The organism is Streptomyces misionensis (assembly GCF_007896895.1).
GTDB lineage: Bacteria > Actinomycetota > Actinomycetes > Streptomycetales > Streptomycetaceae > Streptomyces > Streptomyces misionensis_A.
In genome coordinates, this window is the sequence record NZ_VOGW01000103.1 from 52,675 (window position 1) to 76,874 (window position 24,200).

General features: G+C 73.9%; 26 protein-coding genes and 1 pseudogene. 18 read left to right on the forward strand and 9 right to left on the reverse strand.

All coding sequences use genetic code 11. From position 1 onward, the window contains the following. The first annotated feature begins 8 nt into the window (after window positions 1-8). Genes FRZ03_RS18315 through FRZ03_RS18325 form a run of 3 tightly spaced genes read left to right on the forward strand, consistent with a single transcriptional unit; the run spans window position 9 to window position 3,523 of the window. The gene (locus tag FRZ03_RS18315) at window positions 9-1,961 is read left to right on the forward strand and encodes a S9 family peptidase (protein ID WP_398660615.1); all 1,953 of its coding nucleotides are present in this window, start codon (window positions 9-11) and stop codon (window positions 1,959-1,961) included. Beyond that, window positions 1,958-2,881 carry a S66 peptidase family protein gene (locus FRZ03_RS18320; protein ID WP_146466241.1) on the forward strand — a complete coding sequence of 308 codons (924 nt, stop codon included), beginning with the start codon at window positions 1,958-1,960 and terminating at the stop codon, window positions 2,879-2,881. The genes FRZ03_RS18315 and FRZ03_RS18320 overlap by 4 nt, the downstream gene beginning before the upstream one ends. A gap of 57 nt (window positions 2,882-2,938) precedes the next feature. Then, window positions 2,939-3,523, forward strand: a complete 585-nt coding sequence (locus FRZ03_RS18325; protein WP_146466242.1) for a GNAT family N-acetyltransferase — start codon at window positions 2,939-2,941, stop codon at window positions 3,521-3,523. Between the two features lie 63 nt (window positions 3,524-3,586). On the opposite strand, the gene FRZ03_RS18330 is transcribed toward FRZ03_RS18325, so the two are convergent. Next, window positions 3,587-3,934 carry a VOC family protein gene (locus FRZ03_RS18330; RefSeq protein WP_146466243.1) on the reverse strand — a complete coding sequence of 116 codons (348 nt, stop codon included), beginning with the start codon at window positions 3,932-3,934 and terminating at the stop codon, window positions 3,587-3,589. A gap of 80 nt (window positions 3,935-4,014) precedes the next feature. Here FRZ03_RS18330 and FRZ03_RS18335 point away from each other — a divergent pair, with 80 nt between their 5' ends. Next, window positions 4,015-4,467 carry a phage holin family protein gene (locus FRZ03_RS18335; protein WP_146466244.1) on the forward strand — a complete coding sequence of 151 codons (453 nt, stop codon included), beginning with the start codon at window positions 4,015-4,017 and terminating at the stop codon, window positions 4,465-4,467. Window positions 4,468-4,479: 12 nt separating this feature from the next. Here the strand turns inward: FRZ03_RS18335 and FRZ03_RS18340 are convergent, their stop codons facing one another. Beyond that, window positions 4,480-5,439 carry an LLM class F420-dependent oxidoreductase gene (locus FRZ03_RS18340; protein ID WP_146466245.1) on the reverse strand — a complete coding sequence of 320 codons (960 nt, stop codon included), beginning with the start codon at window positions 5,437-5,439 and terminating at the stop codon, window positions 4,480-4,482. 1,059 nt (window positions 5,440-6,498) lie between these two features. Between FRZ03_RS18340 and FRZ03_RS18350 the strand changes: the two genes are divergently transcribed. Then, on the forward strand, window positions 6,499-8,346 hold the full coding sequence (locus FRZ03_RS18350) for a transketolase (protein ID WP_146466246.1): 1,848 nt from the start codon (window positions 6,499-6,501) through the stop codon (window positions 8,344-8,346). Between the two features lie 116 nt (window positions 8,347-8,462). Here FRZ03_RS18350 and FRZ03_RS40380 read toward each other — a convergent pair whose 3' ends face one another. After that, window positions 8,463-8,585 (reverse strand): hypothetical protein, encoded by a 123-nt coding sequence (locus tag FRZ03_RS40380; protein WP_261399245.1) that lies wholly within the window; start codon window positions 8,583-8,585, stop codon window positions 8,463-8,465. 57 nt (window positions 8,586-8,642) lie between these two features. Between FRZ03_RS40380 and FRZ03_RS40385 the strand changes: the two are divergent. The 10 genes and pseudogenes from FRZ03_RS40385 to FRZ03_RS18400 form a co-directional block, all read left to right on the forward strand. Next, a pseudogene (locus FRZ03_RS40385) lies at window positions 8,643-8,915 on the forward strand (gas vesicle protein GvpO); the annotation flags it as partial. A gap of 69 nt (window positions 8,916-8,984) precedes the next feature. Next, window positions 8,985-9,395, forward strand: coding sequence for a gas vesicle structural protein GvpA (locus FRZ03_RS18360; protein WP_070023517.1), 411 nt, complete (start codon window positions 8,985-8,987; stop codon window positions 9,393-9,395). Beyond that, window positions 9,392-10,150, forward strand: a complete 759-nt coding sequence (locus FRZ03_RS18365; RefSeq protein WP_146466248.1) for a GvpL/GvpF family gas vesicle protein — start codon at window positions 9,392-9,394, stop codon at window positions 10,148-10,150. Before FRZ03_RS18360 ends, FRZ03_RS18365 begins: the two co-directional genes overlap by 4 nt. A 35-nt stretch (window positions 10,151-10,185) precedes the next feature. Then, complete coding sequence (locus FRZ03_RS18370) at window positions 10,186-10,449, forward strand: gas vesicle protein GvpG (RefSeq protein WP_146466249.1); 264 nt, start codon at window positions 10,186-10,188, stop codon at window positions 10,447-10,449. Next, window positions 10,446-11,051, forward strand: coding sequence for a DNA primase (locus tag FRZ03_RS18375; RefSeq protein ID WP_146466250.1), 606 nt, complete (start codon window positions 10,446-10,448; stop codon window positions 11,049-11,051). The genes FRZ03_RS18370 and FRZ03_RS18375 overlap by 4 nt, the downstream gene beginning before the upstream one ends. Next, a complete protein-coding gene (locus FRZ03_RS18380) occupies window positions 11,048-12,214 on the forward strand; it encodes an SRPBCC family protein (protein ID WP_146466251.1) in 1,167 nt (388 codons plus the stop codon). The genes FRZ03_RS18375 and FRZ03_RS18380 overlap by 4 nt, the downstream gene beginning before the upstream one ends. Next, a complete protein-coding gene (locus tag FRZ03_RS18385; protein ID WP_146466252.1) occupies window positions 12,211-12,558 on the forward strand; it encodes a gas vesicle protein in 348 nt (115 codons plus the stop codon). Before FRZ03_RS18380 ends, FRZ03_RS18385 begins: the two co-directional genes overlap by 4 nt. After that, complete coding sequence (locus tag FRZ03_RS18390; RefSeq protein WP_146466253.1) at window positions 12,555-13,367, forward strand: GvpL/GvpF family gas vesicle protein; 813 nt, start codon at window positions 12,555-12,557, stop codon at window positions 13,365-13,367. Before FRZ03_RS18385 ends, FRZ03_RS18390 begins: the two co-directional genes overlap by 4 nt. Then, window positions 13,364-13,564, forward strand: a complete 201-nt coding sequence (locus FRZ03_RS18395) for a gas vesicle protein (protein ID WP_146466254.1) — start codon at window positions 13,364-13,366, stop codon at window positions 13,562-13,564. Before FRZ03_RS18390 ends, FRZ03_RS18395 begins: the two co-directional genes overlap by 4 nt. Further along, window positions 13,561-13,842 (forward strand): gas vesicle protein K, encoded by a 282-nt coding sequence (locus FRZ03_RS18400; RefSeq protein WP_146466255.1) that lies wholly within the window; start codon window positions 13,561-13,563, stop codon window positions 13,840-13,842. The genes FRZ03_RS18395 and FRZ03_RS18400 overlap by 4 nt, the downstream gene beginning before the upstream one ends. Before the next feature lie 6 nt (window positions 13,843-13,848). On the opposite strand, the gene FRZ03_RS18405 is transcribed toward FRZ03_RS18400, so the two are convergent. Further along, window positions 13,849-14,706: a class I SAM-dependent methyltransferase gene (locus tag FRZ03_RS18405; RefSeq protein WP_146466256.1), complete on the reverse strand. Its 858-nt coding sequence runs from the start codon at window positions 14,704-14,706 to the stop codon at window positions 13,849-13,851. 97 nt (window positions 14,707-14,803) lie between these two features. Further along, window positions 14,804-16,282, reverse strand: coding sequence for a bifunctional phosphatase PAP2/diacylglycerol kinase family protein (locus FRZ03_RS18410; protein WP_146466271.1), 1,479 nt, complete (start codon window positions 16,280-16,282; stop codon window positions 14,804-14,806). Between the two features lie 210 nt (window positions 16,283-16,492). Between FRZ03_RS18410 and FRZ03_RS18415 the strand changes: the two genes are divergently transcribed. Together FRZ03_RS18415 and FRZ03_RS18420 are read left to right on the forward strand one after the other, a co-directional pair. Further along, the gene (locus FRZ03_RS18415; RefSeq protein ID WP_146466257.1) at window positions 16,493-17,149 is read left to right on the forward strand and encodes a histidine phosphatase family protein; all 657 of its coding nucleotides are present in this window, start codon (window positions 16,493-16,495) and stop codon (window positions 17,147-17,149) included. A 59-nt stretch (window positions 17,150-17,208) separates the two neighbouring features. Next, window positions 17,209-18,828, forward strand: a complete 1,620-nt coding sequence (locus FRZ03_RS18420) for an ABC-F family ATP-binding cassette domain-containing protein (RefSeq protein WP_146466258.1) — start codon at window positions 17,209-17,211, stop codon at window positions 18,826-18,828. A gap of 107 nt (window positions 18,829-18,935) precedes the next feature. On the opposite strand, the gene FRZ03_RS18425 is transcribed toward FRZ03_RS18420, so the two are convergent. Then, a complete protein-coding gene (locus FRZ03_RS18425; RefSeq protein WP_146466259.1) occupies window positions 18,936-20,051 on the reverse strand; it encodes a baeRF2 domain-containing protein in 1,116 nt (371 codons plus the stop codon). Between the two features lie 57 nt (window positions 20,052-20,108). On the opposite strand from FRZ03_RS18425, the gene FRZ03_RS18430 reads away from it, so the two are divergent. Continuing rightward, complete coding sequence (locus FRZ03_RS18430; RefSeq protein ID WP_146466260.1) at window positions 20,109-20,396, forward strand: DUF6158 family protein; 288 nt, start codon at window positions 20,109-20,111, stop codon at window positions 20,394-20,396. Window positions 20,397-20,467: 71 nt separating this feature from the next. Here FRZ03_RS18430 and FRZ03_RS18435 read toward each other — a convergent pair whose 3' ends face one another. The 3 genes from FRZ03_RS18435 to FRZ03_RS18450 all read right to left on the reverse strand — a co-directional run bounded on the left by FRZ03_RS18435 (window position 20,468) and on the right by FRZ03_RS18450 (window position 23,627). Further along, window positions 20,468-21,010 carry a type 1 glutamine amidotransferase domain-containing protein gene (locus tag FRZ03_RS18435; protein ID WP_146466261.1) on the reverse strand — a complete coding sequence of 181 codons (543 nt, stop codon included), beginning with the start codon at window positions 21,008-21,010 and terminating at the stop codon, window positions 20,468-20,470. Window positions 21,011-21,362: 352 nt separating this feature from the next. Continuing rightward, complete coding sequence (locus tag FRZ03_RS18445; protein ID WP_146466262.1) at window positions 21,363-21,740, reverse strand: DUF2795 domain-containing protein; 378 nt, start codon at window positions 21,738-21,740, stop codon at window positions 21,363-21,365. 90 nt (window positions 21,741-21,830) lie between these two features. Beyond that, on the reverse strand, window positions 21,831-23,627 hold the full coding sequence (locus FRZ03_RS18450; protein WP_146466263.1) for a thiamine pyrophosphate-requiring protein: 1,797 nt from the start codon (window positions 23,625-23,627) through the stop codon (window positions 21,831-21,833). Window positions 23,628-24,200: the final 573 nt, after the last annotated feature.

Here is a 24,200-nt window from a genome sequence, read left to right on the forward strand (position 1 = left end):
GGGAGGACATGATGAAGACGCCGTACGGCACCTGGCCGTCGCCCATCGACGCCGCGCTCGCCGCCGCCCACGACGGCCGGCCCGACTGGGTGGGGATCGTCGGCGAGGAGACCTGGTGGACCGAGCCCCGCCCCGGTGAGGGCGGCCGGCGCGCCCTGATACGGCGCCGCGCGGACGGCCACGAGGAGTCGCTGCTGCCGCCACCGTGGAACGTGCGCAGCCGCGTCATCGAGTACGGCGGCCGGCCCTGGACCGCCGTGGCGCGGGAGGGCACGCCGCTGGTGGTGTTCGCCCACTTCGCCGACCAGCGGCTCTACCGGTACGAGCCCGGCGGCACCCCCCGCCCGCTCACCCCCCTCTCGCCGGTCGGCGGGGGACTGCGCTGGGCGGAGCCGCACATCGACCTCGCGCGCGGCGAGGTGTGGTGCGTGCTGGAGGAGTTCACCGGCGAGGAGCCCGGCGACGTGCGGCGCGTCCTGGCGGCCGTACCACTGGACGGCTCGGCCGCCGAGGACCGCGGCGCCGTACGCGAACTCACCGACGGCCGGCACCGGTTCGTCACCGGACCCCGGCTGTCGCCGGACGGCCGGCGTGCCGCCTGGCTCGCCTGGGACCACCCGCGGATGCCGTGGGAGGGGACCGAGGTGCTGGTGGCGCAGGTCGGCGAGGACGGCGCGCTGCGGGACGTGCGTACCGTCGCCGGCGGCCCGGACGAGGCCGTCGCGCAGGTGGATTGGTCCACGGACGGCCGACTCCTGTACACGAGCGACCGCGGCGGCTGGTGGAACCTCTACCGCGACGGCACCCCGCTGTGCCCCCGCGAGGAGGAGTTCGGCGGCCCCCTGTGGCAGCTGGGCCTGCGCTGGTTCGCGCCGCTCGACAACGGGCTGATCGCGGTCGTCCACGGCAAGGGCTCGACCCGGCTCGGCATCCTGGACCCCGAGACCGGTGAGATCGTCGACGCCGCCGGGCCCTGGACCGAGTTCGCCGCCAGTCTCGACACGCACGGCAGCCGGATCGTCGCCGTCGGCGCCAGCCCGCGCACCGCGTACGAGGTGGTCGAGCTGGACGCCGCCACCGGCCGGGCCCGCGCCCTCGGCGCCCGGCACCGCGACCCCGTGGACCCCGCCTACTACCCCGAGCCGCAGATCCGCGTCTTCACCGGCCCCGACGGCCGCGAGGTGCACGCGCAGGTCTACCCGCCGCACCACCCCGGGCACGCCGCGCCCGACGGCGAGCTGCCGCCCTACGTCATCTGGGCGCACGGCGGCCCCACCAGCAGGGTGCCGCTCGTCCTCGACCTGGAGATCGCCTACTTCACCTCCCGCGGCATCGGCGTCGCCGAGGTCAACTACGGCGGCTCCACCGGATACGGGCGCGCCTACCGCGAGCGGTTGCGCGAGCAGTGGGGCGTGGTCGACGTCGAGGACTGCGCGGCCGTCGCCCGCGCCCTCGCCGAGGAGGGCACCGCCGATCCCGCCCGGCTCGCCATCCGCGGCGGCAGCGCCGGCGGCTGGACCACCGCGGCCTCGCTGGCCACCACCGATGTCTACGCCTGCGGCACCATCATCTACCCGATCCTGGACCTGACCGCCTGGGCCTCCGGCGGCACCCACGACTTCGAGTCGCGCTACCTGGAGTACCTGATCGGCTCGTTCACCGAGGTGCCGACCCGCTACACCGAGCGGTCCCCGGTCACCCACGCCGAGCGGCTCACCACGCCCTTCCTGCTGCTCCAGGGGCTGGACGACGTGATCTGCCCGCCCGCCCAGTGCGAGGAACTGCTCGCCCGCGTCCAGGGCCAGAAAGTCCCGCACGCCTACCTCACCTTCGAGGGGGAGGGCCACGGATTCCGCCGGGCGGACACCATGATCCGCGCCCTGGAGGCCGAACTGTCCCTGTACGCCCAGGTGTTCAAGCTGGACGTACCCGATGTCCCCCGACTGGAGCTGCACACGTGAGACCGCTCGTCCGTCCACCGCGACTCGCCCCCGGCGCGAAGGTGGCCGTCGTCGCGTCCAGCGGGCCCGTGCCCGAGGAACGCCTCCAGGCCGGCCTGGACGTGCTGCGCGGCTGGGACCTCGACCCCGTCGTCATGCCGCATGTCCTGGACCGCCACGGCACGCTCGGCTACCTCGCGGGCAGCGACGCCGACCGGGCCGCGGACCTGCAACGCGCCTGGTGCGACCCGTCCGTCGCGGCGGTGCTGTGCGCCCGGGGCGGCTACGGCGCCCAGCGCATGGCCGACCTGGTCGACTGGGACGCGATGGCCGCGGCCGGACCGAAGGTCTTCGTCGGCTTCAGCGACGTCACCCATCTGCACCAGGCGTTCGCCACCCGGCTGGGCCTGGTCACCCTGTACGGGCCGGTCGCCGCCGGGATCGACTTCGTCAAGAACGCCCGGACGCAGGAGCACCTGAAGGCCACGCTGTTCGCACCGGAGACGGTGCGGACGATCGCCACGGCCGGAGCGGCGCTGGTGCCCGGCCGGGCCCGCGGGGTGACCCTCGGCGGCTATCTCGGCGGGCTCGCCGCCGACCTCGGCACCCCCTTCGCCCACGGCGGCGCGCGCGGCGGACTGCTCATGATCGAGGACGTGACCGAGGCGCCGTACCGCATCGACCGGTTGCTCACCCAGTTGCTGCGCTCTGGCTGGCTCGACGGGGTCGCCGGGATCGGGCTCGGGTCCTGGGAGCGCTGCGGCCCGTACGAGGAGGTGCGCGCGGTCCTCGCCGACCGGCTCGGCGGACTCGGGGTGCCGGTCGTCGAGGAGATGGGTTTCGGGCACTGCGAGGGCGCGCTCACGGTGCCCCTCGGCGTCCCGGCCGAACTGGACGCGGACACCGCGACCTTGACCCTGGACGAACCCGCGCTGAGCTGACCGGACGCCCGCCGGGGACCGTGCGCGCGAGGCGGCGCGGACGCGTAGGCTGGCCGAATGCCGCACATCGCGTCCCGCTACCTCGCCGAAGGCCCCCGGGTGGGCATCCGTCACTTCACCCTCGAAGACGGCGCCGAGTTCACCGCCCGCGCCCGCGAGAGCAAGGACCTGCACCGCCCGTGGCTGTTCCCGCCGGACGGCGAGGAGGCGTACGCCGAGTACGCCGGCCGGCTGATCGAGGACCCGGCGAAGGCCGGGTTCCTGGTGTGCGAAAGGGACGGCGGGGACATCGCCGGGTTCATCAACATCAACAACATCGTCCGGGGCGGCTTCCAGTGCGGCGCCCTCGGCTACGGCGCGTTCGCGCACGCCGCCGGGCGCGGTCTGATGCGCGAGGGCCTGGCCCTGGTGATCGGCCACGCGTTCGGCCCGCTCGGGCTGCACCGACTGGAGATCAACGTCCAGCCGGAGAACGCCGCGTCCGTGGCGCTGGCCCGTGGCGCCGGGTTCCGCCTGGAGGGCTTCTCCCCGAAGATGATCTACATCGACGGGGACTGGCGGGACCACGAGCGCTGGGCGCTCACCGCCGAGATGCCCACCACCGGCCGCCCCGCGCCGACCACGCCCGCGCCGCGATCCTGACCCGCGGCTCGGCCACGGCCGGCGAGGCCGTGCCCACCGCCCGGGCCGCCCCTGGCCGGAGCGTCAGCCGCGCTGGTCCACGTACTCGAAGATCGAACCGTCGGGGTGCATCGCCAGCAGATTGCGGCCCGCCGGGGTCGGCACCGGCTCCACCAGGATGCGGGCGCCGAGGCCGGTGAGCACCTGGTGCGCCTCGCCCACGTCCTTGACGGCGATGGTCGCCGTCACCTTGCGCAGGATCTCCAGCTCCGCCTCGGGCCCGCTCATCAACAGGAAGGAGCCGATCGCGGCGACCTGGACCCCACCGCGTTCGAAACGCTGGGCCGTGCCGCCGGCCAGCCGCTCGTAGAAGGGGATCGCGGTCTCGATGTCGGCCACGCAGATGCGCAGCGAGGCGCCCATAATCTCCATGCGCCCGAGCCTAGTTGGGACGACCGCCGACGCGCAGGCCCCCGGAGTTACCCGCCGTGCGCTCAGGGTACCCGCGCGACATGAACCGTTCGCAGCCTTTGGATCATCTGGAACATCTCGACAAGGAGCTGGTCGAGGAGCTGGCTCAGGTGGCGCGCGTGACGGTGCGCGAGGAACTGCGCGAGCAGACCCGCAAGCGGCGCCGCACCGCGACGCTCTACGCCGCCTCGGGCGCCACCGCCCTGTACGCGGGCGGCGCGGTGGCCCTCGCCGTCGGCCTGGCCCTGGCGATCGGGCTGCCCGGCTGGGCGGCTGCGCTGATCACCGGGGCGCTGCTGGCCGCGGTCGCCTACGCGCTGCGCGCCAGCGCCCACGCCCACCGGGGCCCCCACGCCCCGCACCGCGTGGTCGGCGGCGACCCGCCGGTGGCCCCGCCGGGCGGCCTCGGCCTGCCGTATCCGCCGATGCCGCACGACCCGCCCCGCACCCCGGCCGACATGGCCGCCGAGGAGGACACCCCGCGCGGCCACTGACCGCGCGCGGCGTCAGCCCCCGGCGAGCCTCGGCAGCACCTTCGTCCGGTAGAAGTCGAAGAAGCCGCGCTGGTCCGGGCCGATCTGGTTGACGTACACCCGGTCGAAACCGGCGTCGACGAAGGCCCGTAGCGCCGAGACATGGTCGTCGGGGTCGTCGCCGCAGACGACGTTCTCCCGCACCATGTCCTCGGTGACCAGCTCGTGCAGCTGCTCGAAGTGGTGCGGGGAGGGCAGGACTTGGCCCATCTCGCCGGGCAGCAGCTCGTTGTACCAGAGCCGGTGCACGGTACGGACGCACTCCTCGCGGTCGGCGCCGTAGCAGACCTTCGTGCCGCCGCTGACCAGCCCGGCCCCGCCGCCGCCCTTGCGGTAGGAGGTGACCATCTCGTCCTTCGGCATCATCGTGATGTAGCCGTCGCCCACCCGGGCGGCGAGGGAGATCGCCTTGGGGCCGAACCCGGAGATGTCGATCGGCACGGGCTCGTCCGGGAGGGTGTAGAGGCGGGCGTTCTCCACGGTGTAGTGCGTGCCGTGGTGGCTGACCTCCTCACCGGTGAACAGCCGGCGCATCACCTGCACCGCCTCCTCCAGCATCTCCAGGCGCACGTGCACCGGGGGCCAGCGGTCGCCGAGGATGTGCTCGTTCAGCGCCTCGCCGGTGCCCAGGCCCAGCCGGAAGCGGCCACCGGTCATCACCGCGCCGGTCGCGGCGGCGTGCGCGGTCACGGCCGGGTGCATCCGTACGGTCGGGCAGGTCACCGCCGTCTCGATCGGCAGCGACACCGCCTCCGACAGCGCCCCGATCACCGACCACACGAAGGGGCTCTGGCCCTGGGCGGCGTTCCACGGGTGATAGTGGTCGGAGATCCACAGCGCCCGGAACCCGGCCTGCTCGGCCATCCTCGCCTGCTCGACGAGAGCCGCGGGCCCGTGCTCCTCGCTCGCCAGGAAATATCCGTACTCGGGCATGGGCGCACCTCCGCGTGCGGAAACCGGGTGTGACTGGCTCGCCCCCGGGTAACCGGGCGCCCCTCCGCGAAACGCCCCGCCGGGGCCGGCGAGCCCGCACACGGGTGACCCGCGCGAGCGTTTCGTCGCCATGCCCCCGGATACGCGGAACACCTCGGACGAGCCACACCGCCGGAGGCGCAACCGTGAGTCGAGCGCGCGTGGTGATCGTCGGGGCCGGTTCCGCCGGCTGCCGGGCCGCCCGCACACCGGCCCGCCCGGCCCGCGGCCGGGCCGGGATCACCCTGCTGAACCCCACCGACCACTTCCCGTACCTGCCCCTGCCGCCCCAGGCCGCCGCCGGTGTCCCGGCGGCCCGCGGGGTCACCGTGTCGCTGCCCGGCACCCGGCACGGCCTGTGCCTGGCGCCGGGCGGGGCGGACCGGACCAGGCGGTCGTGGCCGAGGGTGCCGGTACCGCCGTCCGGGCCGGTGCGGCCGACGGTGCGCCCGTCCGGGTCGGTACGCCCCGGCCCGCTGGTGGCAGCGGTCGGGCAGCCGCTGGAGCGGGGCCGGGTGATCGTCGCCCCGTACGCGGGGCCGCCCGGCCGGCCCGAGGTGTCCGCGTGCGGGGACGCGGCGGCCGTGCCCGACCCGGACAGGCCCGGCGCGCTCACCTCCATGACCGCCCGGCTCGCCGGGGCGAACGCGGCCGCCTCGCGCGGTCTCGGCCGGCGCCGGCGCCCGTGCCGCCACCGCGAACCGGGCTTCGCCGTCGACCTCGGCGGCGCCCGGGCCGCCGCCGACCCGTTCGGCATCCCGCTGTCCGGGCCGGCGGCAGGCGCGGACACCCGCGCCTGCCACCTGCCCGCCCCGCCGCAAGGCCGCCTGCGGGTGGCCGCCGACCGGCCGCCGGCCGCCGTACTGCCGCGCCGAAGCGTGCGGTCGGACCTCGTACGGTCCTGGGCCGCCCCGCTGGAGCCGCCCTCGCCGGACTGCCGCGCGAGCCGCCCGGCCCTCCGGCGCGGTGAACCCGCGCGCACCCGCCATGACATACCCACCACTACGTGCAAGGAGAACCATGAAGACCGCCGAACTCGCAGAACTCGGCCAGCAGTTGCGCGTCGACAGCGTACGGGCCGCCGCCGCGGCCGGCTCCGGGCATCCGACGTCCTCGATGTCCGCCGCCGACCTGGTGGCCGTCCTGCTCGCGCACCATCTGCGCTACGACTTCGAGCGCCCCGAGAACCCCGCCAACGACCGCTTCGTGCTGTCCAAGGGCCACGCCTCGCCGCTGCTGTACGCCGCGTACAAGGCGGCCGGTGCCATCGAGGACGGTGAGCTGGTCACCTTCCGCAAGCTCGGCAGCCGCCTCGAGGGCCATCCGACGCCCCGCCGACTGCCCTGGGTGGAGACCGCCACCGGCTCCCTCGGCCAGGGCCTGCCGGTCGGCGTCGGCATCGCCCTGGCCGGCAAGCGCCTGGACCGCACCGGTTACCGGGTGTGGGTGCTGTGCGGGGACAGCGAGCTGGCGGAGGGCTCGGTGTGGGAGGCCGCGGAGCACGCCGGGTACGAGGAGCTGGACAACCTCAAGGTGATCGTGGACGTCAACCGGCTCGGGCAGCGCGGCCCCACCCGGCACGGCCACGACCTGGACGCCTACGCCCGCCGGTTCCAGGCCTTCGGCTGGCACACCATCGAGATCGACGGCCATGACCCCGACGCCGTCGACCGGGCGTACGGGGAGGCGCTGTCCACCGACGGACAGCCGACCGTGATCCTCGCCCGCACCCTCAAGGGCAAGGGCGTGGCCGCCGTGGAGGACCGGGAGGGCCAGCACGGCAAGCCGCTGCCCGACGCCGACGAGGCCATCACCGAACTCGGCGGCCGCCGGGAGCTGCACATCCGCGTCAACGAGCCGCCGGCCGCCGCCGTGCTGCGCGACCGCACCACCGAGGCGATCCGGCTCCCGCGCTACGACGAGGGGGACGAGGTGGCCACACGGGACGCCTTCGGTGCCGCCCTCGCCGCGCTCGGCACCGCCCGCGGCGACATCGTCGCCCTGGACGGCGAGGTGGGCGACTCCACCCGCACCGAGCAGTTCGCCAAGGAGCACCCGGAGCGCTTCTTCGAGTGCTACATCGCCGAGCAGCAACTGGTCGCCACCGCCGTCGGGATGGCGGCCCGCGGCTGGGTGCCGTACGCCGCGACCTTCGCCGCGTTCCTCACCCGCGCCCACGACTTCGTGCGGATGGCGTCCATCAGCGGCTCCGGGATCAACCTGGTCGGCTCGCACGCCGGGGTGGCGATCGGGCAGGACGGGCCCTCCCAGATGGGCCTGGAGGACCTCGCGATGTTCCGCTCCGTGTACGGCTCCACGGTGCTCTACCCGTGCGACGCCAACCAGACCGCCCGGCTGGTCGCCGCCATGGCCGGTCTCGACGGCATCCGCTATCTGCGCACCTCGCGCGGCAAGACACCGGTGCTCTACGGCCCCGACGAGGAGTTCCGGGTGGGCGGCAGCAAGACGCTGCGCTCCTCGGAGGAGGACCGGCTGACGATCGTCGCCGCCGGGGTCACCGTGCCCGAGGCGCTGGCGGCCGCCGACCGGCTCGCCGAGAGCGGCATCGCGGTCCGGGTGATCGACCTGTACTCGGTCAAGCCGGTCGACGGCGAGACGCTGCGCCGGGCCGCCGAGGACACCGGCTGCCTGCTCACCGTCGAGGACCACCACCCCGAGGGCGGTCTCGGGGACGCGGTCGCGGAGGCGTTCGGCGACGGCCGGCCGGTGCCCCGGCTGGTCCGGCTCGGGGTGCGCACGATGCCGGGCTCGGCCGCCCCTGACGAGCAGCTGCACGCCGCCGGCATCGACGCGCTGGGCATCGCCGCGGCGGCGAAGCTGCTGGTGGAGGAGGCCGTGGTGCAGTGAACCGGGCGAGGGTCGCGGGGCCGGCCCGGGCGTGAAGGTTTGGCCTGGGATTGAGCGGCCACCCGCAGGAAGAGGTGGCCATGTCGAACACACATCGCACATCGCGAACACGAAATTCACAGGAAATCCGGGAAAAGCCCGAGCAGGAACTCGAGGAGACCGAAGAGGAGCCCGAGGAGACCGAAGAGGAACCCGAGGAAACCGAAGAGGAACCCGAGGAGACCGAGCAGGAAACGCACCGAGAGAAGAAGAAGGATTCCCGGGAGGATTCCGGGGCGTCCCGTAAGGGCGGCGACCGGAGCCCCACCCCCATGGAGGTTCTGCGCCAGGCCCGCGCGCAGCTCGCCGAGCTGACCGGGCTGGTGCCCGAGTCGGTCTCCTCCTTCGAGCAGACCGAGGACGGCTGGTCGCTGGAGGTGGAGGTGCTGGAGCTGTCCCGCGTGCCGGACACCATGAGCCTGATGGGCGGCTACCTGGTCGAACTCGACCCGGACGGACAGCTCACCGGCTACCGCAGGGTCCGCCGCTACGAGCGCGGCAGGGCCGATCCCCGGTCCGGCGGGCACTAGGACCGCCCGGCCCCGGCATCCGACCCACCCCGACCCACTCACAGCTATTCAGGAGGAGGAACGGCCGGCATGACCGTAGTCCCGGCACAGCAGACCGGCGGCGGAGGCAGCAGCGGACTTTACGACGTCCTGGAGCTGGTCCTCGACCGCGGCCTGGTGATCGACGCCTTCGTGCGTGTCTCCCTGGTCGGCATCGAGATCCTGAAGATCGACGTCAGGGTCGTCGTGGCGAGCGTGGACACGTATCTGCGCTTCGCCGAGGCGTGCAACCGCCTCGATCTCGAATCCGGCCCCAACAAGAGCCCCGGCCTGCCCGATGTGGTCGGCCAGGTCACCGAATCCGGCGCGCGCGGCAAGTCCAAGGGCGCGCTGTCCGGTGCCGCCGAGACCATATCCGACGCCTTCAAGCAGGCCCGAGACGAGGGTGAGGCCCGGCCCCGCCGCAAGGCCCCGGCCCGCCGCAAGGAGGAGCAGGAGTGAGCACGTACGTCTACGGGATCACCGCCCGTTCGCACCCGGCGCTCCCCGAGGGGACGACCGGCGTGGGCGAGCCGGCCCGGCTCGTGCGGGTCCTCACCCAGGGCGACCTGGCCGCCCTCGTCAGCGACGCCCCCGAGGGGCTGCGCCCCAAGCGCAGGGATCTGCTGGCGCACCAGAACGTGCTCGCCGAGGCCGGCGCGGCCGGCTGTGTGCTGCCGATGCGCTTCGGCAACGTCGCTCCCGACGACGACACCGTCACCCAGGTCCTCGACGAACGCGCCGACCACTACCGCGAACGCCTCGCGGCTCTGGACGGCAAGGTCGAGTACAACGTCAAGGCCAACCACGTCGAGGAGGCCGTGCTGCACCTGGTGATGGCCGAGCAGCCCGAGCTGCGTGCCCTCGCCGAGGCCAACCGCAAGGCGGGCGGCGGGAGTTACGACGACAAGATCCGCCTCGGCGAGATGGTCGCGGGCGCCGTCAAGGCCCGGGAGGCCGAGGACGCGGCCGAGGTGCGGAGCCTGCTGGAGCCGGCCGCCGCCGCGGTCAGCGCCGGACCGCAGTCCACCGGCTGGCTGCTCAACCTCTCGTTCCTGGTGGCCCGCGACGGCGCCGGGGACTTCCTGGAGGCCGTGGACCGGGTCCGCGCCGACCATCCCCACCTGGAACTGCGGCTCAACGGCCCGTTGCCGCCGTACAGCTTCGTCGAACCGGGACCCGCCCAGCCGGCGGACGTCACCGCCGCGGCTCCCTGACGGGCGGCGGACGGCCCGGACGGAAGGAGGACTCCATGGGACTGATCAAGGAAGTGCTGCTGCTGCCCTTCGCGCCGGTGCGCGGCAGCGGATGGGCGATCAACCAGGTGCTCCGAGAGGCGGAACGGATCTATTACGACCCCGCCACCGTACGGGCCGAACTCGCCCGCCTGGAGCAGCAGTTGACGGCGGGCGAGATCACCGAGGAGGAGTTCGACCGGCGCGAGGACGAACTGCTCGACCGGCTGGAGGCCATGCAGGGCCCCGGCGACACCACAGGCAACGGAACGGGACGATGAACCGGACGACACTGGGCCTCGCCGTAGGGGCCGGATATCTCCTGGGACGCACCAGGAAGCTGAAGATGGCGCTCGCGGTCGGCTCGCTGGTCGCGGGCAAGAAGCTCAACCTCGGCCCGGGCGCGCTCGCCGAGCTGGCCCGCCGGCAGCTGAGCGACAACCCGCAGTTCAAGGAGATCGGCGACCAGCTCCGCGCGGATCTGCGCGGGGTGGGCAAGGCGGCTTCCGGGGCGATGGTCGAACGCCAGATGAGCAGCCTCGCCGACCGCCTGCACGACCGCACCGCCCAGATGCGCGGCGGAGCGGCCCCGTCGGCGACCGGCTCCGAGGAGGAGCGCGAGGACGGCGAGGACCGCGGCGACGGCGGGGAGCGCGAGGACGGCGGGGACCGCGAGCCGCGGGACGGGAAGAGCGCCGGGGAGTCCCAGGCCAAGAAGCCGGCCGCCAAGAAGGCACCGGCCAGGAAGACGGGCTCGCAGCAGCGCACGGGCCCGGCGAAGAAGACGGCGGGCAAGAAGACCGCCGCGCGCCGCGAGCCGACCGCGAAGAAGCCGGCCGGCTCCCGCGGTGCGGGGTCCGCGAAGGGCGGCGATGAACGATGACCGAGACCCTGGGATCGGCGACCTCGGCCGCGGGGCGGGCCAAGGACGCGGCGGGGAACAACCCGCTCACCGACCTCGCCCACAGCGAGGCCGCCGACCGGCTGAAGTCGGAGGCACAGGAGTACCTGGCCGCGCAGGCCGAGCGGCTGCTCACCGGTCTCGGCCGCAAGCTGGGCGAGACCACGGGCAAGCTGAACGACATCGCCGAGGGCAACAGCCCGGGCTTCGCCAAGCTCGCGCTGGACGGCGGGCGCAAGCTCGCCGAGGGCAAGGGCCCGCTGCGCACCGCGCTGGAACTGGGCGCCTCGCGCGCCAAGGACAGCGTGACCGATGCGTTCAAGAGTCTCGGCGGCGGCGGTGGCAAGAAGGGCGGCAAGCGGGGCAGTGGCAGCAAGCCCACCGTGATCATGGAGTTCATCGACGTGGGCGTGCCGCTGCGCACCGCCTACGACCAGTGGACCCAGTTCCAGGACTTCTCCAATTGGGCCAAGGGCGTCAAGAGCGTCTCGCGCGCCGACGACACCAAGACCGACTGGCAGGCGAAGATCTTCCTGTCCAGCCGCAGCTGGAAGGCCACCACCACCGAGCAGATCCCCGACCAGCGCATCCAGTGGACCTCCGAGGGCGCCAAGGGCAGCACCAAGGGTGTGATCACCTTCCACGCCCTCGGCGACAACCTGACCCGGATCCTGCTGGTCATGGAGTACTACCCCAGCGGCCTCTTCGAGAAGACGGGCAATCTGTGGCGCGCCCAGGGCCGCCGGGCCAGGCTGGACCTGAAGCACTTCGCCCGCTTCATCACCCTCAGGGCGGAGGCGGAGGACGGCTGGCGCGGTGAGATACGCGACGGCGAGGTCGTCCGCAGCCACGAGGACGCGGTGGCGGAGGAGGAGGCCCAGGAATCCGAGGAGTCCGAGGAGTCCGAGGAGCCCGAGGAGGAGACGGGCGAGCCGGAGGGGCGCGAGGAGGAACCGGACGAGTCCGAGGACGCCGAGGAGCCCGAGGAGTACGAGGACGAGGAGGAGGGCCCGTACGAGGACGAGGACGAGGAGGAGGAACCCGAAGCGGCCGAGGGTGACGAGGACGGCGAGTACGAGGACGAGTACGAGGAGGACGAAGAGGAAGAGGAGCCCGAGTACGCGGAGCGCGGGGGCCGTCGATGACGACGCCCGCACCGAGGTCCGGCGGCTTCGCCGAACCCTACGGGCACAGCTCGGGGGCGAACCTCGCCGACATCCTCGAACGCGTCCTCGACAAGGGTGTGGTCATCGCCGGCGACATCCGGATCAATCTGCTCGACATCGAACTGCTCACGGTGAAGCTGCGGCTCATCGTCGCTTCGGTGGACAAGGCCAAGGAGATGGGGATCGACTGGTGGGAGACGGACCCGGCCCTCTCGTCCCGGGCCCGCCGGGACGAGCTGGCGCGGGAGAACGCCGAGCTGAGAGAGCGGCTGGCCCGGCTGGAGGAGCTGGAGCCGGGCAGCACACGGAAGGAGGCGCCATGACGACCGGGCTGCGCTACGTCTATGCCGTCTGCCGCCCCCTCGGGGCGCCCCTGCAGGCCCAGCTGACGGGCATCGGCGGGGCGCCGCCGGCCCTGTTGCGGCACCACGGGCTGATCGCCGTCGTCAGCACGGTCCCCGAGGCGGATTTCGCCGAGGACGCGCTGAAGGCGCATCTGGAGGACCTGGACTGGCTGGCCGCGACCGCCCGCGCCCACCAGGGCGTGATCGACGCGCTCACCACCGTCACCACGCCGCTGCCGCTGCGCCTGGCCACCGTCTTCCGGGACGACAGCGGGGTGCGCAGCATGATCGAGGCCCGCGAGGCCGACTTCCTGCGCGCCCTGGACCGGCTGGAGGGCCGGGTGGAGTGGGGCGTCAAGGTGTTCACCGAACCGCCCCCGGCCGAGACGGAGTCCTCCGCGCCGGCCGACCGGCCCATGAGCGGCCGGGACTACCTGCGCCGCCGCCGCGCGGACACCCGCGCCCACGAGGAGGACCTCCAGGCCGCCGAGGCGTTCGCCCAGTCCCTGCACGAGCGGCTGTGCGCGCGCGCCGAGGACTGCCGGCTGCACCCCCCGCAGAACGCGGCGCTGTCCGGCGCGCGGGGCCGCAACGTGCTCAACGCGGCCTATCTGGTGCCGCGGGACCGCTCCGAGGGGTTCGTGGAACTGGTGGACCGCACCAAGGACGAGACGGCCGGGCTGCGGGTGGAGCTGACCGGGCCCTGGGCCGCGTACTCGTTCAGCGGGTTCAGCGAGGAGGGCACGCGCGAGGACGGCGGCGGCGTGACGGCGGGGGAGGCGCGGTGACCGTCGTGGAACGCCGGGAGATCGCGCTGGTCGATCTGCTGGACCGGCTGCTGGCGGGCGGTGTCGTCATCACCGGTGACGTCACGCTGCGCATCGCCGACGTGGACCTGGTCCGGATCGACCTGAACGCGCTGATCAGCTCGGTCAACGAGACCGTGCCCTCACCCTTCGAACTGCCCCTCGGGGGGTCGCGATGACCTCCCGCAAGCGGCTCGACCTCGAACCCGACACGGTCGAGCGCGACCTGGTGAAACTGGTCCTCACGGTGGTGGAGCTGCTGCGCCAGCTGATGGAACGGCAGGCCGTGCGGCGCTTCGACACCGGGGACCTGACCGAGGAGCAGGAGGAGCGGATCGGCCTGACGCTGATGCTGCTGGAGGACCGGATGGCCGAGCTGCGCGACCGCTACGGCCTGCGGCCCGAGGACCTGAACCTGGACCTCGGGCCGCTGGGCCCGCTGCTGCCCCGCGACTGAGCCGTCTCAGTTCCGGTCGGCGCCGTCCCGCTCGCGCTCCCCGGGCCGTTCCTTGCGGCACAGGATCTCGCCGTGCAGGACGGCGAACCAGCCGTCCTCCTGCCGCCCCCACTCCCGCCAGGCCTCGGACACCGCGCGCAGCTCGTCGGGGGTGGCGTGTCCGCCCTCGACCGCCCGTTCGGCGTAGGCGGAGGCGAGCGTGCGGTCCGCCCACAGGCCGCTCCACCAGGCCCGCTCCTCCTCGGTGGCGAAGGTCCAGGTGCCGGAGGTCGCGGTGATGTCCCGCAGCCCCGCGGCCCGCGCCCAGGACACCAGCCGGCGCCCGGCGTCCGGCTCGCCGCCGTTGGCGCGGGCCACCCGCTCGTACAGCGCCAGCCAGTCGTCCAGGCCCGGCACCGCCGGGTACCAGGTCATCGCCGCGTAGTCCGCGTCGCGGACGGCGATGAACCCGCCCGGCCGGGTCACCCGCCGCATCTCGCGCAGCGCCTGCACCGGGTCGCCCACGTGCTGGAGCACCTGGTGGGCGTGGACCACGCAGAAGGTGTCGTCCGGGTAGTCCAGGGCGTGCACGTCGGCGACCGCGAAGTCGACGTTGTCCAGGCCGCGCGCGGCGGCCGTCCGCCGGGCCTCCTCCAGCACGCCCGGCGCCTGGTCGACACCCGTGACCCGGCCGTCGGGCACCAGCTCGGCCAGGTCCGCGGTGATGGTGCCGGGGCCGCAGCCGATGTCCAGGATGCGCATGTGCGGTTCGAGGGAACCGAGCAGGTAGCCCGCGGAGTTGGCGGCGGTGCGCCAGGTGTGTGAACGCAGCACCGACTCGTGGTGCCCATGCGTGTAGACGGCGGTCTCCTGCGCCTTCGGCATGACTGCTCTCCTTCTTCGGCTGTGCGGATCACGGTACGCGCGCATGCCGAATGGTGAGACCCCCGTTTTGCTATGTGGACTGACTGGGCGTCAGGAATCAGAAGTCGAGTGGGCGGTAGACCGTGAGCGCCTCCGGCAGCTTCTCCACCGTCACCTCTCCCGAGGCGTCCGTGACCTCCCCGTCGTAGGCCAGCGGGGTGCCCGGCGCGAGCCCGGTCAGCCGCAGCCGGTTCACCTGTACGGCGGCATGCGCGGGCGACCTGGTGAGCGGGCCGGCGGCGGCCGCCGCGAGCAGCCGCAGCGCGGCCCGGCCGCTGCCGTGCACCACCCGCACGTCCAGCAGCCCGTCCGCCAGATCGGTACGACGGCCCGGCGCGAGCCCCATGCGGTGGTAGACGCCGTTGCCGACGAACAGCAGCCACAGGGGGCGCCGGGCACCTCCGACCTCCACCTCCAGGGGGTGCCGGCCGGTGCGCAGCACCCGCAGCGCGCCCAGCAGCCCGGCCGGCCAGCCGCCGATCCGGTGCGACCAGGCGTCGCGGGCGCGCACCAGTTCCGGGTAGGCGCCGAGGCTCAGCGTGTTCAGGAACAGGCCCTCGGCGCCGTCGGTGACGAACCGGCCCGCGTCCACCCGGACCGCCTCGCCCCGCCGCACCGCGTGGGCCAGGTCGCGCTCGTCCTCCACGCCCAGGTCGTGGGCGAAGTGGTTCAGGGTGCCGCCCGGCAGCACCGCCAGCGGCAGACCGTGGCGCAGGGCGACCCCGGCGGCCGCGTTCACCGTGCCGTCGCCACCGCACACCCCGAGCACCCGCGCCCGCACCGCCGCCTTCGCGAGCGCGTCCCGGGTCTCCTCGGGCGCGCACTCCACGATCTCCGCCCGCGGCAGCGCGCCCCGCAGTCCGCGCACCCGCTCCGCGGTGCCCGAGCCCTGGTTGACGACCATCACCAGACCCTCGCCCTCCGGCAGCGCGGGCACCTCCGCGCGCGGCCGGGCGGTGGGCACCGTCGCCGCGCGGGCCGGCACGAGGCGTCGTACCAGGAAGGCGGCGCCCGCGCCGAGGGCCGCGCCGGCCAGCACGTCGCTCGGGAAGTGCACCCCGGTGTACACCCGGGACGCGGCCACCGAGAACGCCAGCGGGGCCACCGCCGCGCCCCACGCCGGGGACTCCAGGGCCACCCCGGTGGCGAAGGCGGCCGCCGAGGCCGCGTGCCCCGAGGGGAAGGAGGTGGTGACCGGCTGCCGCCTCAGTCTGCGTCCCAGCGGCACCGGGTCCAGCACCGGCCGGGCCCGGCGCACCGAGCGCTTGCCGAGCGTGTTCACGGTCGCGGAGGCCACGGCCAGCGAGGCCAGGCCCCGTACCGCGGCCCGCCGGGCCCGGGGCGTACGGCTCGCGGCCAGGGCGACGGCCACCGCGCCCCACAGCACTCCGTGGTTGGCGCTGCGGCTCAGCCGGGGCAGCACCCGCTCCGCCCCCGGCCAGCGCCACCGGGCGGCCCGTTCGAACAGCCGGGCGTCGGCGGTCAGCAGCGGGCGCAGGGTGTCCTTCGCGGACGTCAGGTCCACATCTGGGGTCATCTTCTGGTCCATGTCCGGGCTCATACGGCTGCGGTTACCCTGAAGTGCCGGTTTTCTGTACCCCCGGGCCTTCGGGCTCCAGGGTGTCCGGTACACCGTGCTCTCCGTACCACCGTTTCCGACACCACCGTGCTGTGCGTACCACCGTCCGCCGGCGGCGCGCCCCGCACCGCGCGGACACCACCGGGACGCCGCAAGGAGAACGCCCGGATGCGCCTGCTCCTGATCCGCCACGGCCAGACCCCCTCCAACGTGCGCCACCTGCTGGACACCGCCGCACCGGGGCCCGGGCTCACCCCGCTCGGCGCGGCCCAGGCCGGCGCGCTGCCCCGGGCGCTGGCCGGCGAGGACATCGGCGCCGTCTACGCCTCCCCGCTGCTCCGCACCCGGCTGACCGCCGCCCCGCTGGCCGCCGCCCGCGGCCTGCCGGTGACCGTCCGTGACGGCATCCGCGAGCTGTCCGCCGGCGACCTGGAGATGCTGCCCGGCGACGCGCCGGAGGCCGCGCCCTACCTGCGCACCGTGTTCGCCTGGTCCGCCGGGCACACCGCGCTGCGCGTCCCCGGCGGGGAGAGCGGCGCGGAGGCGCTGGCCCGCTACGACGCCGTGATCGAGGAGGCGTACCGCAGCGGCGCCGGCACCGTGGCGATGATCAGCCACGGCGCCGCCATCCGCGTGTGGACCGCCGCCCGCGCCGTCAACGTCGACATCGCCTTCGCCGCCGCCCGCCCGCTGGCCAACACCGGCATGGTCACCCTGGAGGGCAGCCCGGCCACCGGCTGGCACGCCCTGGCCTGGGAGGCCACCACGCTCCGGCCGCCGGGCGCCCCCGGACCCACCGGCGAGCCGCTCGGTCCCGCCGGGTAGGGCGTGCGGCCCGATAACGGTTTGCCGCCACCGGCCCCGGGCCCGGAGAATGCCGCCTCATGGGACATCTGGAAGCCGCGCACCTCGAGTACCACCTCCCCGACGGGAGGACGCTGCTCGGCGATGTCTCCTTCCGGGTCGGGGAGGGCGCGGCCGTCGCGCTGGTCGGCCCGAACGGCGCCGGCAAGACCACCCTGCTGCGGCTGATCTCCGGCGAGCTGAAGCCGCACGGCGGGACGGTCACCGTCAGCGGCGGGCTCGGCGTGATGCGCCAGTTCGTCGGCTCCGTCCGCGACGAGACGACCGTGCGCGACCTGCTGGTCTCCGTCGCCCCGCCCCGTATCCGCGAGGCGGCGAAGGCGGTGGACGAGGCCGAGCACGCCGTCATGACCGTGGACGACGAGGCCGCCCAGCTCGCCTACGCGCAGGCGCTGGCCGACTGGGCCGAGGTGCGCGGCTACGAGGCCGAGACCCTGTGGGACATGTGCACCACCGCCGCGCTCGGGGTGCCGTACGAGCGCGCGCAGTGGCGGCAGGTGCGCACCCTCTCCGGCGGCGAGCAGAAACGCCTGGTGCTGGAGGCGCTGCTGCGCGGCACCGACGAGGTGCTGCTGCTGGACGAGCCGGACAACTACCTCGACGTGCCCGGCAAGCGCTGGCTGGAGCAGCAGCTCAAGGAGACCCGCAAGACGGTGCTGTTCGTCTCCCACGACCGCGAACTCCTCGCCCGCGCCGCCGAGAAGATCGTCTCCGTGGAGCCGGGACCGGCCGGCGCCGACGCCTGGGTGCACGGCGGCGGTTTCGGCACCTATCACGAGGCCCGCCGCGAACGCTTCGCCCGCTTCGAGGAGTTGCGCCGCCGCTGGGACGAGAAGCACGCCCAGCTCAAGAAGCTGGTCCTGAACCTCCGTCAGGCCGCCGCCGTCAGCCACGAGATGGCGTCCCGCTACGCCGCCGCGCAGACCCGGCTGCGCAAGTTCGAGGAGGCCGGGCCGCCCCCGGAGCCGCCGCGCGAGCAGGACATCACCATGCGGCTGAAGGGCGGCCGTACCGGAGTGCGGGCGGTCACCTGCGCCGGACTCGAACTGACCGGGCTGATGAAACCCTTCGACCTGGAGGTGTTCTACGGCGAGCGGGTCGCCGTCCTCGGCTCCAACGGCTCCGGCAAGTCCCACTTCCTGCGGCTGCTGGCCGGCCAGGACGTCGCGCACACGGGGGAGTGGAAGCTCGGCGCCCGCGTGGTGCCCGGCCACTTCGCGCAGACCCACGCCCACCCCGAACTCCAGGGCCGCACCCTGCTGGACATCCTGTGGCAGGAGCACGCCCAGGACCAGGGGCGGGCCATGTCCCGGCTGCGCCGCTACGAACTGACCCAGCAGGCCGAGCAGACCTTCGACCGCCTCTCCGGCGGCCAGCAGGCCCGCTTCCAGATCCTTCTGCTCGAACTGGCGGGCGTCACCGCCCTGTTGCTGGACGAGCCCACCGACAACCTCGACCTGGAGTCCGCCGAGGCCCTCCAGGAGGGCCTGGAGGCCTTCGACGGCACGGTCCTCGCCGTCACCCACGACCGCTGGTTCGCCCGCTCCTTCGATCGCTTCCTCGTCTTCGGCAGCGACGGTCGCGTCCGCGAGACCCGGGAACCGGTGTGGGACGAACGGAGGGTGGAGCGGGCGCGGTAGGACCGGGCACACCCGGGACGCATGGCCGGGGCCCTGAGCGGGGCCCTGAGCGGGGCCCTGAGCGGGGCCGCCCCCTCACGGCCGGTCCGCCGGGCCGGGCGCCGCGCTCACCTCCAGCGCAGCAGCCCGCCCAGGCCGCCCGTCGCGATCTCGTCGCCGGTCTCCTCCAGCACCGGGGTCAGCGACAGGACCGGCGCGTCCGTCACCACGGCCGCGCGCACCAGCGCGTCGTCGGCGCGGGCCGGCCAGGAGTCCTGTTCGCCCAGGTCGCGCAACTCGGTGCGGCGGGCGGCGAGTTGGTCGGGGTCCTCGCCGATCCACACCTCGCGGTGCGTGTCGGGGGCCTCCGGCCGGATCAGCAGCTCGGCCAGCCGGTGCTCGCGCGCCGCCTCGATCAGCCGCGGCACGCCCTCGACGGCCGCCGCCCGCCGCTCCTCGTCGGGCGTGCGCGCCGCCCGGAACCGGTCCACCTCCGCCAGCACCCGGTCCCGTACGTGCGCGGCGCGGATCTCCTCCACCTCGCGGTCCAGCAGCCTGCTGCCCCGCCCGTGCGAGGCCTGCGCCACCCGGTCCGCGAGCTGCCGGGGCAACTGCTCGCGCACCGCGCGGCACTCCCGCTCCTCACCGCACAGGATCAGCAGGTCGGCGCCCGTCTCGGCCTGGCAGTCGGCCAGCGCCCCGGCGACCTCGCGCGCGTTGTGCTCCCAGGTGTTCTCCACCTTCAGCTGGAAGTGCCGCTCGGACCAGTCGGCCGCCTTCGACCGGTGCACCGGCCACTGCCGGCCCGCCACCTCCCCGGCCTCCTCCTGCCGCAGCGCGCTGCGCAGCTCGAAGTCGGCTCCGGTGCGGTCGACGTACGCCACCAGTGACAGCGGGTCCTCCCCGGCCAGGTCCAGCAGCGGGGTCACCCGCGGCAGCGTGCCCCAGTGCACCAGGCCGTCCGGCGGGCCCTGGGTCAGCGGCACCTCCAGGACCACCTCGCCGTCCCGGGCGAACAGCGCCCGTCCGTACCGCTCGGAGGAGTGCCGCAGGTCCTCCACGGCCTCGTACACCGCCCGGCAGGTGGGCTCGTCGGCGCCCTGCTCCCGCAGCCGCCGCGCCACCGCCTCCGCCGTCAGATGCCGGCGGTGGGCCGTGTCCTCGTCCTGCCGGGACAGGTCCACGTACGCCGAGGCCCAGGACCCCGGTTGTTCGTACAGTGGATTCAGGAACGCGAGCTCCATGGATTCCTCCCGGAAACCGCTTGGGGGCAGTGCACGCCTGGCGGGTACCCGGACCCCATGAACGGACACGACGAGCGGGGCACCACCATGACCGGAGTCGACCCCAGCCGACTGGACGACCAGCAGCTCATGAAGGAGCTGGAGACGATCCACCGCACGCGTCACGACGCCCTCCTGTACGGCTCCAACGACGCGCTGCGGGCCCACAACGAGCGCATGGCGCAGCTGGAGGGCGAGTATCTGCGCCGCAACCCACGCCGCCTGGTGAGCGCGGGGCGCACCCGCGAGGGCGCCCGGGACCGCCATTGCGGCGAGTCGGTGACCCCGGGACCGTCCGGCACCTGACCCGGTCCGCGCGACGGAAAGGGCCGTCCCGCCGGGCCGGCCCTTTCCCGCCTGCGACGTCTCGGCAGGTCTCAGCCGGCCTCGCCGGCGAACACATGCAGGAACGCGTTGCAGAACGCCTTCAGATCGTCCGGCTTACGGCTGGTCACCAGCTGGTTGGAGCCGTGGTCGCAGATCTTGACCTGTTCGTCGACCCAGGTGCCGCCCGCGTTGCGGATGTCCGTCTTCAGGCTCGGCCACGAGGTCAGCACCCGGCCCCGTACGACGTCCGCCTCCACCAGGGTCCACGGCGCGTGGCAGATCGCCGCGACCGGGCGTCCCTGGTCGAAGAAGTCCTTCACGAACGCCACGGCCTTCTCGTCCAGCCGCAGGAAGTCCGGGTTGGCCACTCCGCCCGGCAGCACCAGCCCCCCGAACGAGTTCGCGGAGGTCTCGCCGACCACCTCGTCCACGTCGAAGGTGTCCGCCTTGTCGAGATGGTTGAAGCCTTGAACCTTCCCGGCCTCGGTCGACACCAGCACCGGCTCGTGCCCCGCGTCCGACGCCGCCTTCCACGGCTCGGTCAGCTCGACCTGCTCGACGCCCTCGGGCGCCACCAGAAATGCGATACGCATGATCCTCGTATTCCTTTCCCGGCACCCCCGGGCGTCCTCGACGGCCCGGGATGCCGCATCCTTGCTCTGCCCGCACGGCGGCAGCGCGGCAGTTCCTCGCCGTACGGCAGCGGTACGCACCCGCCGGCCGCGAGGCCGACGCCCGCCAGGCAGCCCGCCGAGCGCGCGCGACGGGCACGCCGGCCTCCGCCGCCGTCAACAGGGGGCACCCCGCCTCACAGGCGTGGCGTCGGCCAGTCGGCGAGCCCCGGCGCGAACCGGCCGGGCGGCGGCCCGTACCGGGGGAACCGGGTGGTGACGTCACCGACGTCCACCGTGGCGCCCGGTGCGGTCCGCGCCGACCGGCCCCGCCTCATTCGCCGCCGACCAGGGCCTCGGCCAACTGCTGCACATTGCGGAACCGCTCGCCGCGCGGCAGCCCCGCCACCGCGTCCACCAACGGGTCCGGGGCGTTGTCCCGGCGCAGGGCCGAGACAAGCTCGCCCGCCCGTGCCGGGAAGGCCGAGCGCCCCAGGCTGCGGGCCAGCTCCAGCCGCACCCGCTCCAGGGAGGCCGGGGAGCCCAGGCCGCCCACCGGGCCGCCCGTGACCTCCGGGTCGTCGTCGGCGGCGGGCTCCGGGTCGTTCCATTCCTCGACCCGCGTCGGGTGCCCGGACCTCAGCAGCCCCTTCAGCTCGTGCTTCATCTCGTCGTCCCGGTGGACGTTCAGCCGGTCACTGCCTCGCTGCATGTCTCCCTCCCGGGGTAGAAAGTCCGCACCCGCGTACCCGGTGCGGCCCCGCCGACACCGGGCCCGCCCCGTGCGGACCGCGCCCGGTGTCTACTGCTTGCTCCGGCCCGGCAGGAACTCCTGCACCTTCGCCTTCAGCCCCTGCTTGACCACCGACCCCCGGTCCGCGTCGCCCTTGAGGACCGCCGTGGCCGTGGACTGCATCTGCTCCCAGCTGGCGTGTGGCGGGATCGGCGGTACGGCGGGATCGGTCAGGAACTCGATCACGCACGGCCGGTCCGCCTCCAGCGCCGCCCGCCAGCCCGCCTCGACGGCTTCCGGCTTCTCCACCCGGATGCCCTCCAGGCCCAGCGTGCGCGCGAACGCCGCGTACTGCACGTCCGGGATCTCCTGCGACGGCAGGAACGACGGCGCGCCCTCCATGGCCCGCATCTCCCACGTCACCTGGTTCAGGTCCTGGTTGTTCCAGACCGCGACCACCAGCCGGGGGTCCGTCCAGCGGTCCCGGTACTTCGCCGCGGTGATCATCTCCGCCAGCCCGTTCATCTGCATCGCGCCGTCGCCGACCAGCGCGACCACCGGCCGGTCCGGATGCGCGAACTTCGCGCCGATCGCGTACGGCACCCCCGGCCCCATCGTCGCGAGCGTCCCGGACAGCGAACCGCGCATGCCCGGCCGCATGGTGATGTGCCGCGCGTACCAGTTGGCCACCGAACCCGAGTCGGAGGTGAGGATCACGTCGTCCGGCAGCAGCGGATCGAGGGCCCGCGCCACGTACTCGGGGTTGATCGGATCCGCCGCGAGCCCGGCGCGCCGCTCCATCGTCTCGTGCCAGCGCCGCACGTTGGCGCGGATCGTCTCCTGCCACTCCCGGCCGCCCCGGTCGCTCTTCAACAGCGGGATCAGCCGCCGCAGCGTCGCCTTGGCGTCGCCGACCAGGTTCACCTCGTAGGGGTATCGCATACCGATCATGTGCGGATCGAGATCGATCTGCACGGCGCGCGCCTTGCCGAACTCCGGCATGAACTGCGTGTAGGGGAACGACGACCCGATGGTCAGCAGCGTGTCGCAGTCCCGCATCATCTCGTACGAGGGCCTGCTGCCCAGCAGCCCGATCGGCCCGGTGACGTACGGCAGCTCGTCGCTGAGCACGTCCTTGCCGAGCAGTGCCTTGGCGACGCCCGCGCCGAGCAGCTCGGCGATCTCCCGCACCTCGGTGATCGCGCCCGCGGCGCCCTGACCGACCAGGATCGCCACCTTGTCCCCCGCGTTGAGCACGTCCGCGGCCCGGCGCACCGCGTCGTCCGAGGGGGTCGCCGTCCACTCGCTCGCGCCGAGGCTGGAGGGCACCATCTTGAACGCGTGCGTCGGCGGTGAGTAGTCCAGCTCCTGCACGTCACCGGGGATGATCAGCGCGGTCGGGCAGCGCCGCGCGTAGGCAGTACGGATCGCCCGGTCCAGCACGTTCGGCAGCTGCTCGGGCACCGTCACCGTCTCCACGAACTCCGAGGCGACGTCCTTGTACAGCGTGTGCAGGTCGACCTCCTGCTGATAGGAGCCGCCCATCGCGCTGCGGTCGGTCTGCCCGACGATCGCCAGCACCGGCACATGGTCGAGCTTCGCGTCGTACAGGCCGTTCAGCAGGTGGATCGCACCCGGCCCGGACGTCGCCGTGCACACTCCGATGCGGCCGCTGAACTTCGCGTACCCGACCGCCTCGAACGCCGACATCTCCTCGTGCCGGGACTGGATGAACCGTGGCTGGTCCTCGGCGCGGCCCCAGGCTGCGAGCAGTCCGTTGATGCCGTCGCCCGGGTAGCCGAAGACCTGATCCACTCCCCAGACGCGCAGACGTTCCAGGACGTGGTCGGACACCTTCGTGCTCATGAAGGACCTCCCCGGTGGGGTACGAAGCGGACGATCCGGTCAGTTCCTGTCGAGTGACCGGTGAAGGGGCCGGAAAACCTCCTTCGGCCCCGGGACCCGCGCCGGTCCCGCCCCGTCACCCGGCCGGGCGTCCGTGTCCCGCGAATGGGGCCCGGCCGCGCGCGCCGGGCGCCGGGGCGGGCTGTGATGGCTGCGAGGGGCACGGCCCCGCAGCCGCGGGCGCCGCCGTGTACGGCCCCCGGCCGACGTCCGTACCGGCCCCGCCCGTACCACCGTCAGCCCGCCCGTCCGCCGAGGAGCCCTTGTCATGCGCCGCACCGTCCGAGCCCTGTCCGTCGCCCTCGTCGCCGGCGCCGCGCTCGCCCTGGCCGTGGTCGGCGTCTGCGAACTGACGCGCCCCCCCCTGGGCCCCCTCCGCCGCCGCTCCGCCGCCGCCCCTCCCGCCCCGCGCCTCCCTCCACCCGCCTCCCCGTTCCACGCTAACCATCGAAAGCCCCCGCCCCCCTCCGCCCCCGCAGCACGCCACTTTCCACACGGTACAAGGGTCAACCCACGCCCTCCACCATCAGACTC

Excerpts from the sequence above, each read along its gene's own strand:
- FRZ03_RS18315 (WP_398660615.1), top strand. The coding sequence starts at position 9 with ATGATGAAGACGCCGTACGGCACCTGGCCGTCGCCCATCGACGCCGCG.
- FRZ03_RS18325 (WP_146466242.1), top strand. The coding sequence starts at position 2,939 with ATGCCGCACATCGCGTCCCGCTACCTCGCCGAAGGCCCCCGGGTGGGC.
- FRZ03_RS18330 (WP_146466243.1), bottom strand. The coding sequence starts at position 3,934 with ATGGAGATTATGGGCGCCTCGCTGCGCATCTGCGTGGCCGACATCGAG.
- FRZ03_RS18335 (WP_146466244.1), top strand. The coding sequence starts at position 4,015 with ATGAACCGTTCGCAGCCTTTGGATCATCTGGAACATCTCGACAAGGAG.
- FRZ03_RS18340 (WP_146466245.1), bottom strand. The coding sequence starts at position 5,439 with ATGCCCGAGTACGGATATTTCCTGGCGAGCGAGGAGCACGGGCCCGCG.
- FRZ03_RS18350 (WP_146466246.1), top strand. The coding sequence starts at position 6,499 with ATGAAGACCGCCGAACTCGCAGAACTCGGCCAGCAGTTGCGCGTCGAC.
- FRZ03_RS18360 (WP_070023517.1), top strand. The coding sequence starts at position 8,985 with ATGACCGTAGTCCCGGCACAGCAGACCGGCGGCGGAGGCAGCAGCGGA.
- FRZ03_RS18370 (WP_146466249.1), top strand. The coding sequence starts at position 10,186 with ATGGGACTGATCAAGGAAGTGCTGCTGCTGCCCTTCGCGCCGGTGCGC.
- FRZ03_RS18375 (WP_146466250.1), top strand. The coding sequence starts at position 10,446 with ATGAACCGGACGACACTGGGCCTCGCCGTAGGGGCCGGATATCTCCTG.
- FRZ03_RS18380 (WP_146466251.1), top strand. The coding sequence starts at position 11,048 with ATGACCGAGACCCTGGGATCGGCGACCTCGGCCGCGGGGCGGGCCAAG.
- FRZ03_RS18385 (WP_146466252.1), top strand. The coding sequence starts at position 12,211 with ATGACGACGCCCGCACCGAGGTCCGGCGGCTTCGCCGAACCCTACGGG.
- FRZ03_RS18390 (WP_146466253.1), top strand. The coding sequence starts at position 12,555 with ATGACGACCGGGCTGCGCTACGTCTATGCCGTCTGCCGCCCCCTCGGG.
- FRZ03_RS18400 (WP_146466255.1), top strand. The coding sequence starts at position 13,561 with ATGACCTCCCGCAAGCGGCTCGACCTCGAACCCGACACGGTCGAGCGC.
- FRZ03_RS18405 (WP_146466256.1), bottom strand. The coding sequence starts at position 14,706 with ATGCCGAAGGCGCAGGAGACCGCCGTCTACACGCATGGGCACCACGAG.
- FRZ03_RS18410 (WP_146466271.1), bottom strand. The coding sequence starts at position 16,282 with ATGACCCCAGATGTGGACCTGACGTCCGCGAAGGACACCCTGCGCCCG.
- FRZ03_RS18415 (WP_146466257.1), top strand. The coding sequence starts at position 16,493 with ATGCGCCTGCTCCTGATCCGCCACGGCCAGACCCCCTCCAACGTGCGC.
- FRZ03_RS18420 (WP_146466258.1), top strand. The coding sequence starts at position 17,209 with ATGGGACATCTGGAAGCCGCGCACCTCGAGTACCACCTCCCCGACGGG.
- FRZ03_RS18425 (WP_146466259.1), bottom strand. The coding sequence starts at position 20,051 with ATGGAGCTCGCGTTCCTGAATCCACTGTACGAACAACCGGGGTCCTGG.
- FRZ03_RS18430 (WP_146466260.1), top strand. The coding sequence starts at position 20,109 with ATGAACGGACACGACGAGCGGGGCACCACCATGACCGGAGTCGACCCC.
- FRZ03_RS18435 (WP_146466261.1), bottom strand. The coding sequence starts at position 21,010 with ATGCGTATCGCATTTCTGGTGGCGCCCGAGGGCGTCGAGCAGGTCGAG.
- FRZ03_RS18445 (WP_146466262.1), bottom strand. The coding sequence starts at position 21,740 with ATGCAGCGAGGCAGTGACCGGCTGAACGTCCACCGGGACGACGAGATG.
- FRZ03_RS18450 (WP_146466263.1), bottom strand. The coding sequence starts at position 23,627 with ATGAGCACGAAGGTGTCCGACCACGTCCTGGAACGTCTGCGCGTCTGG.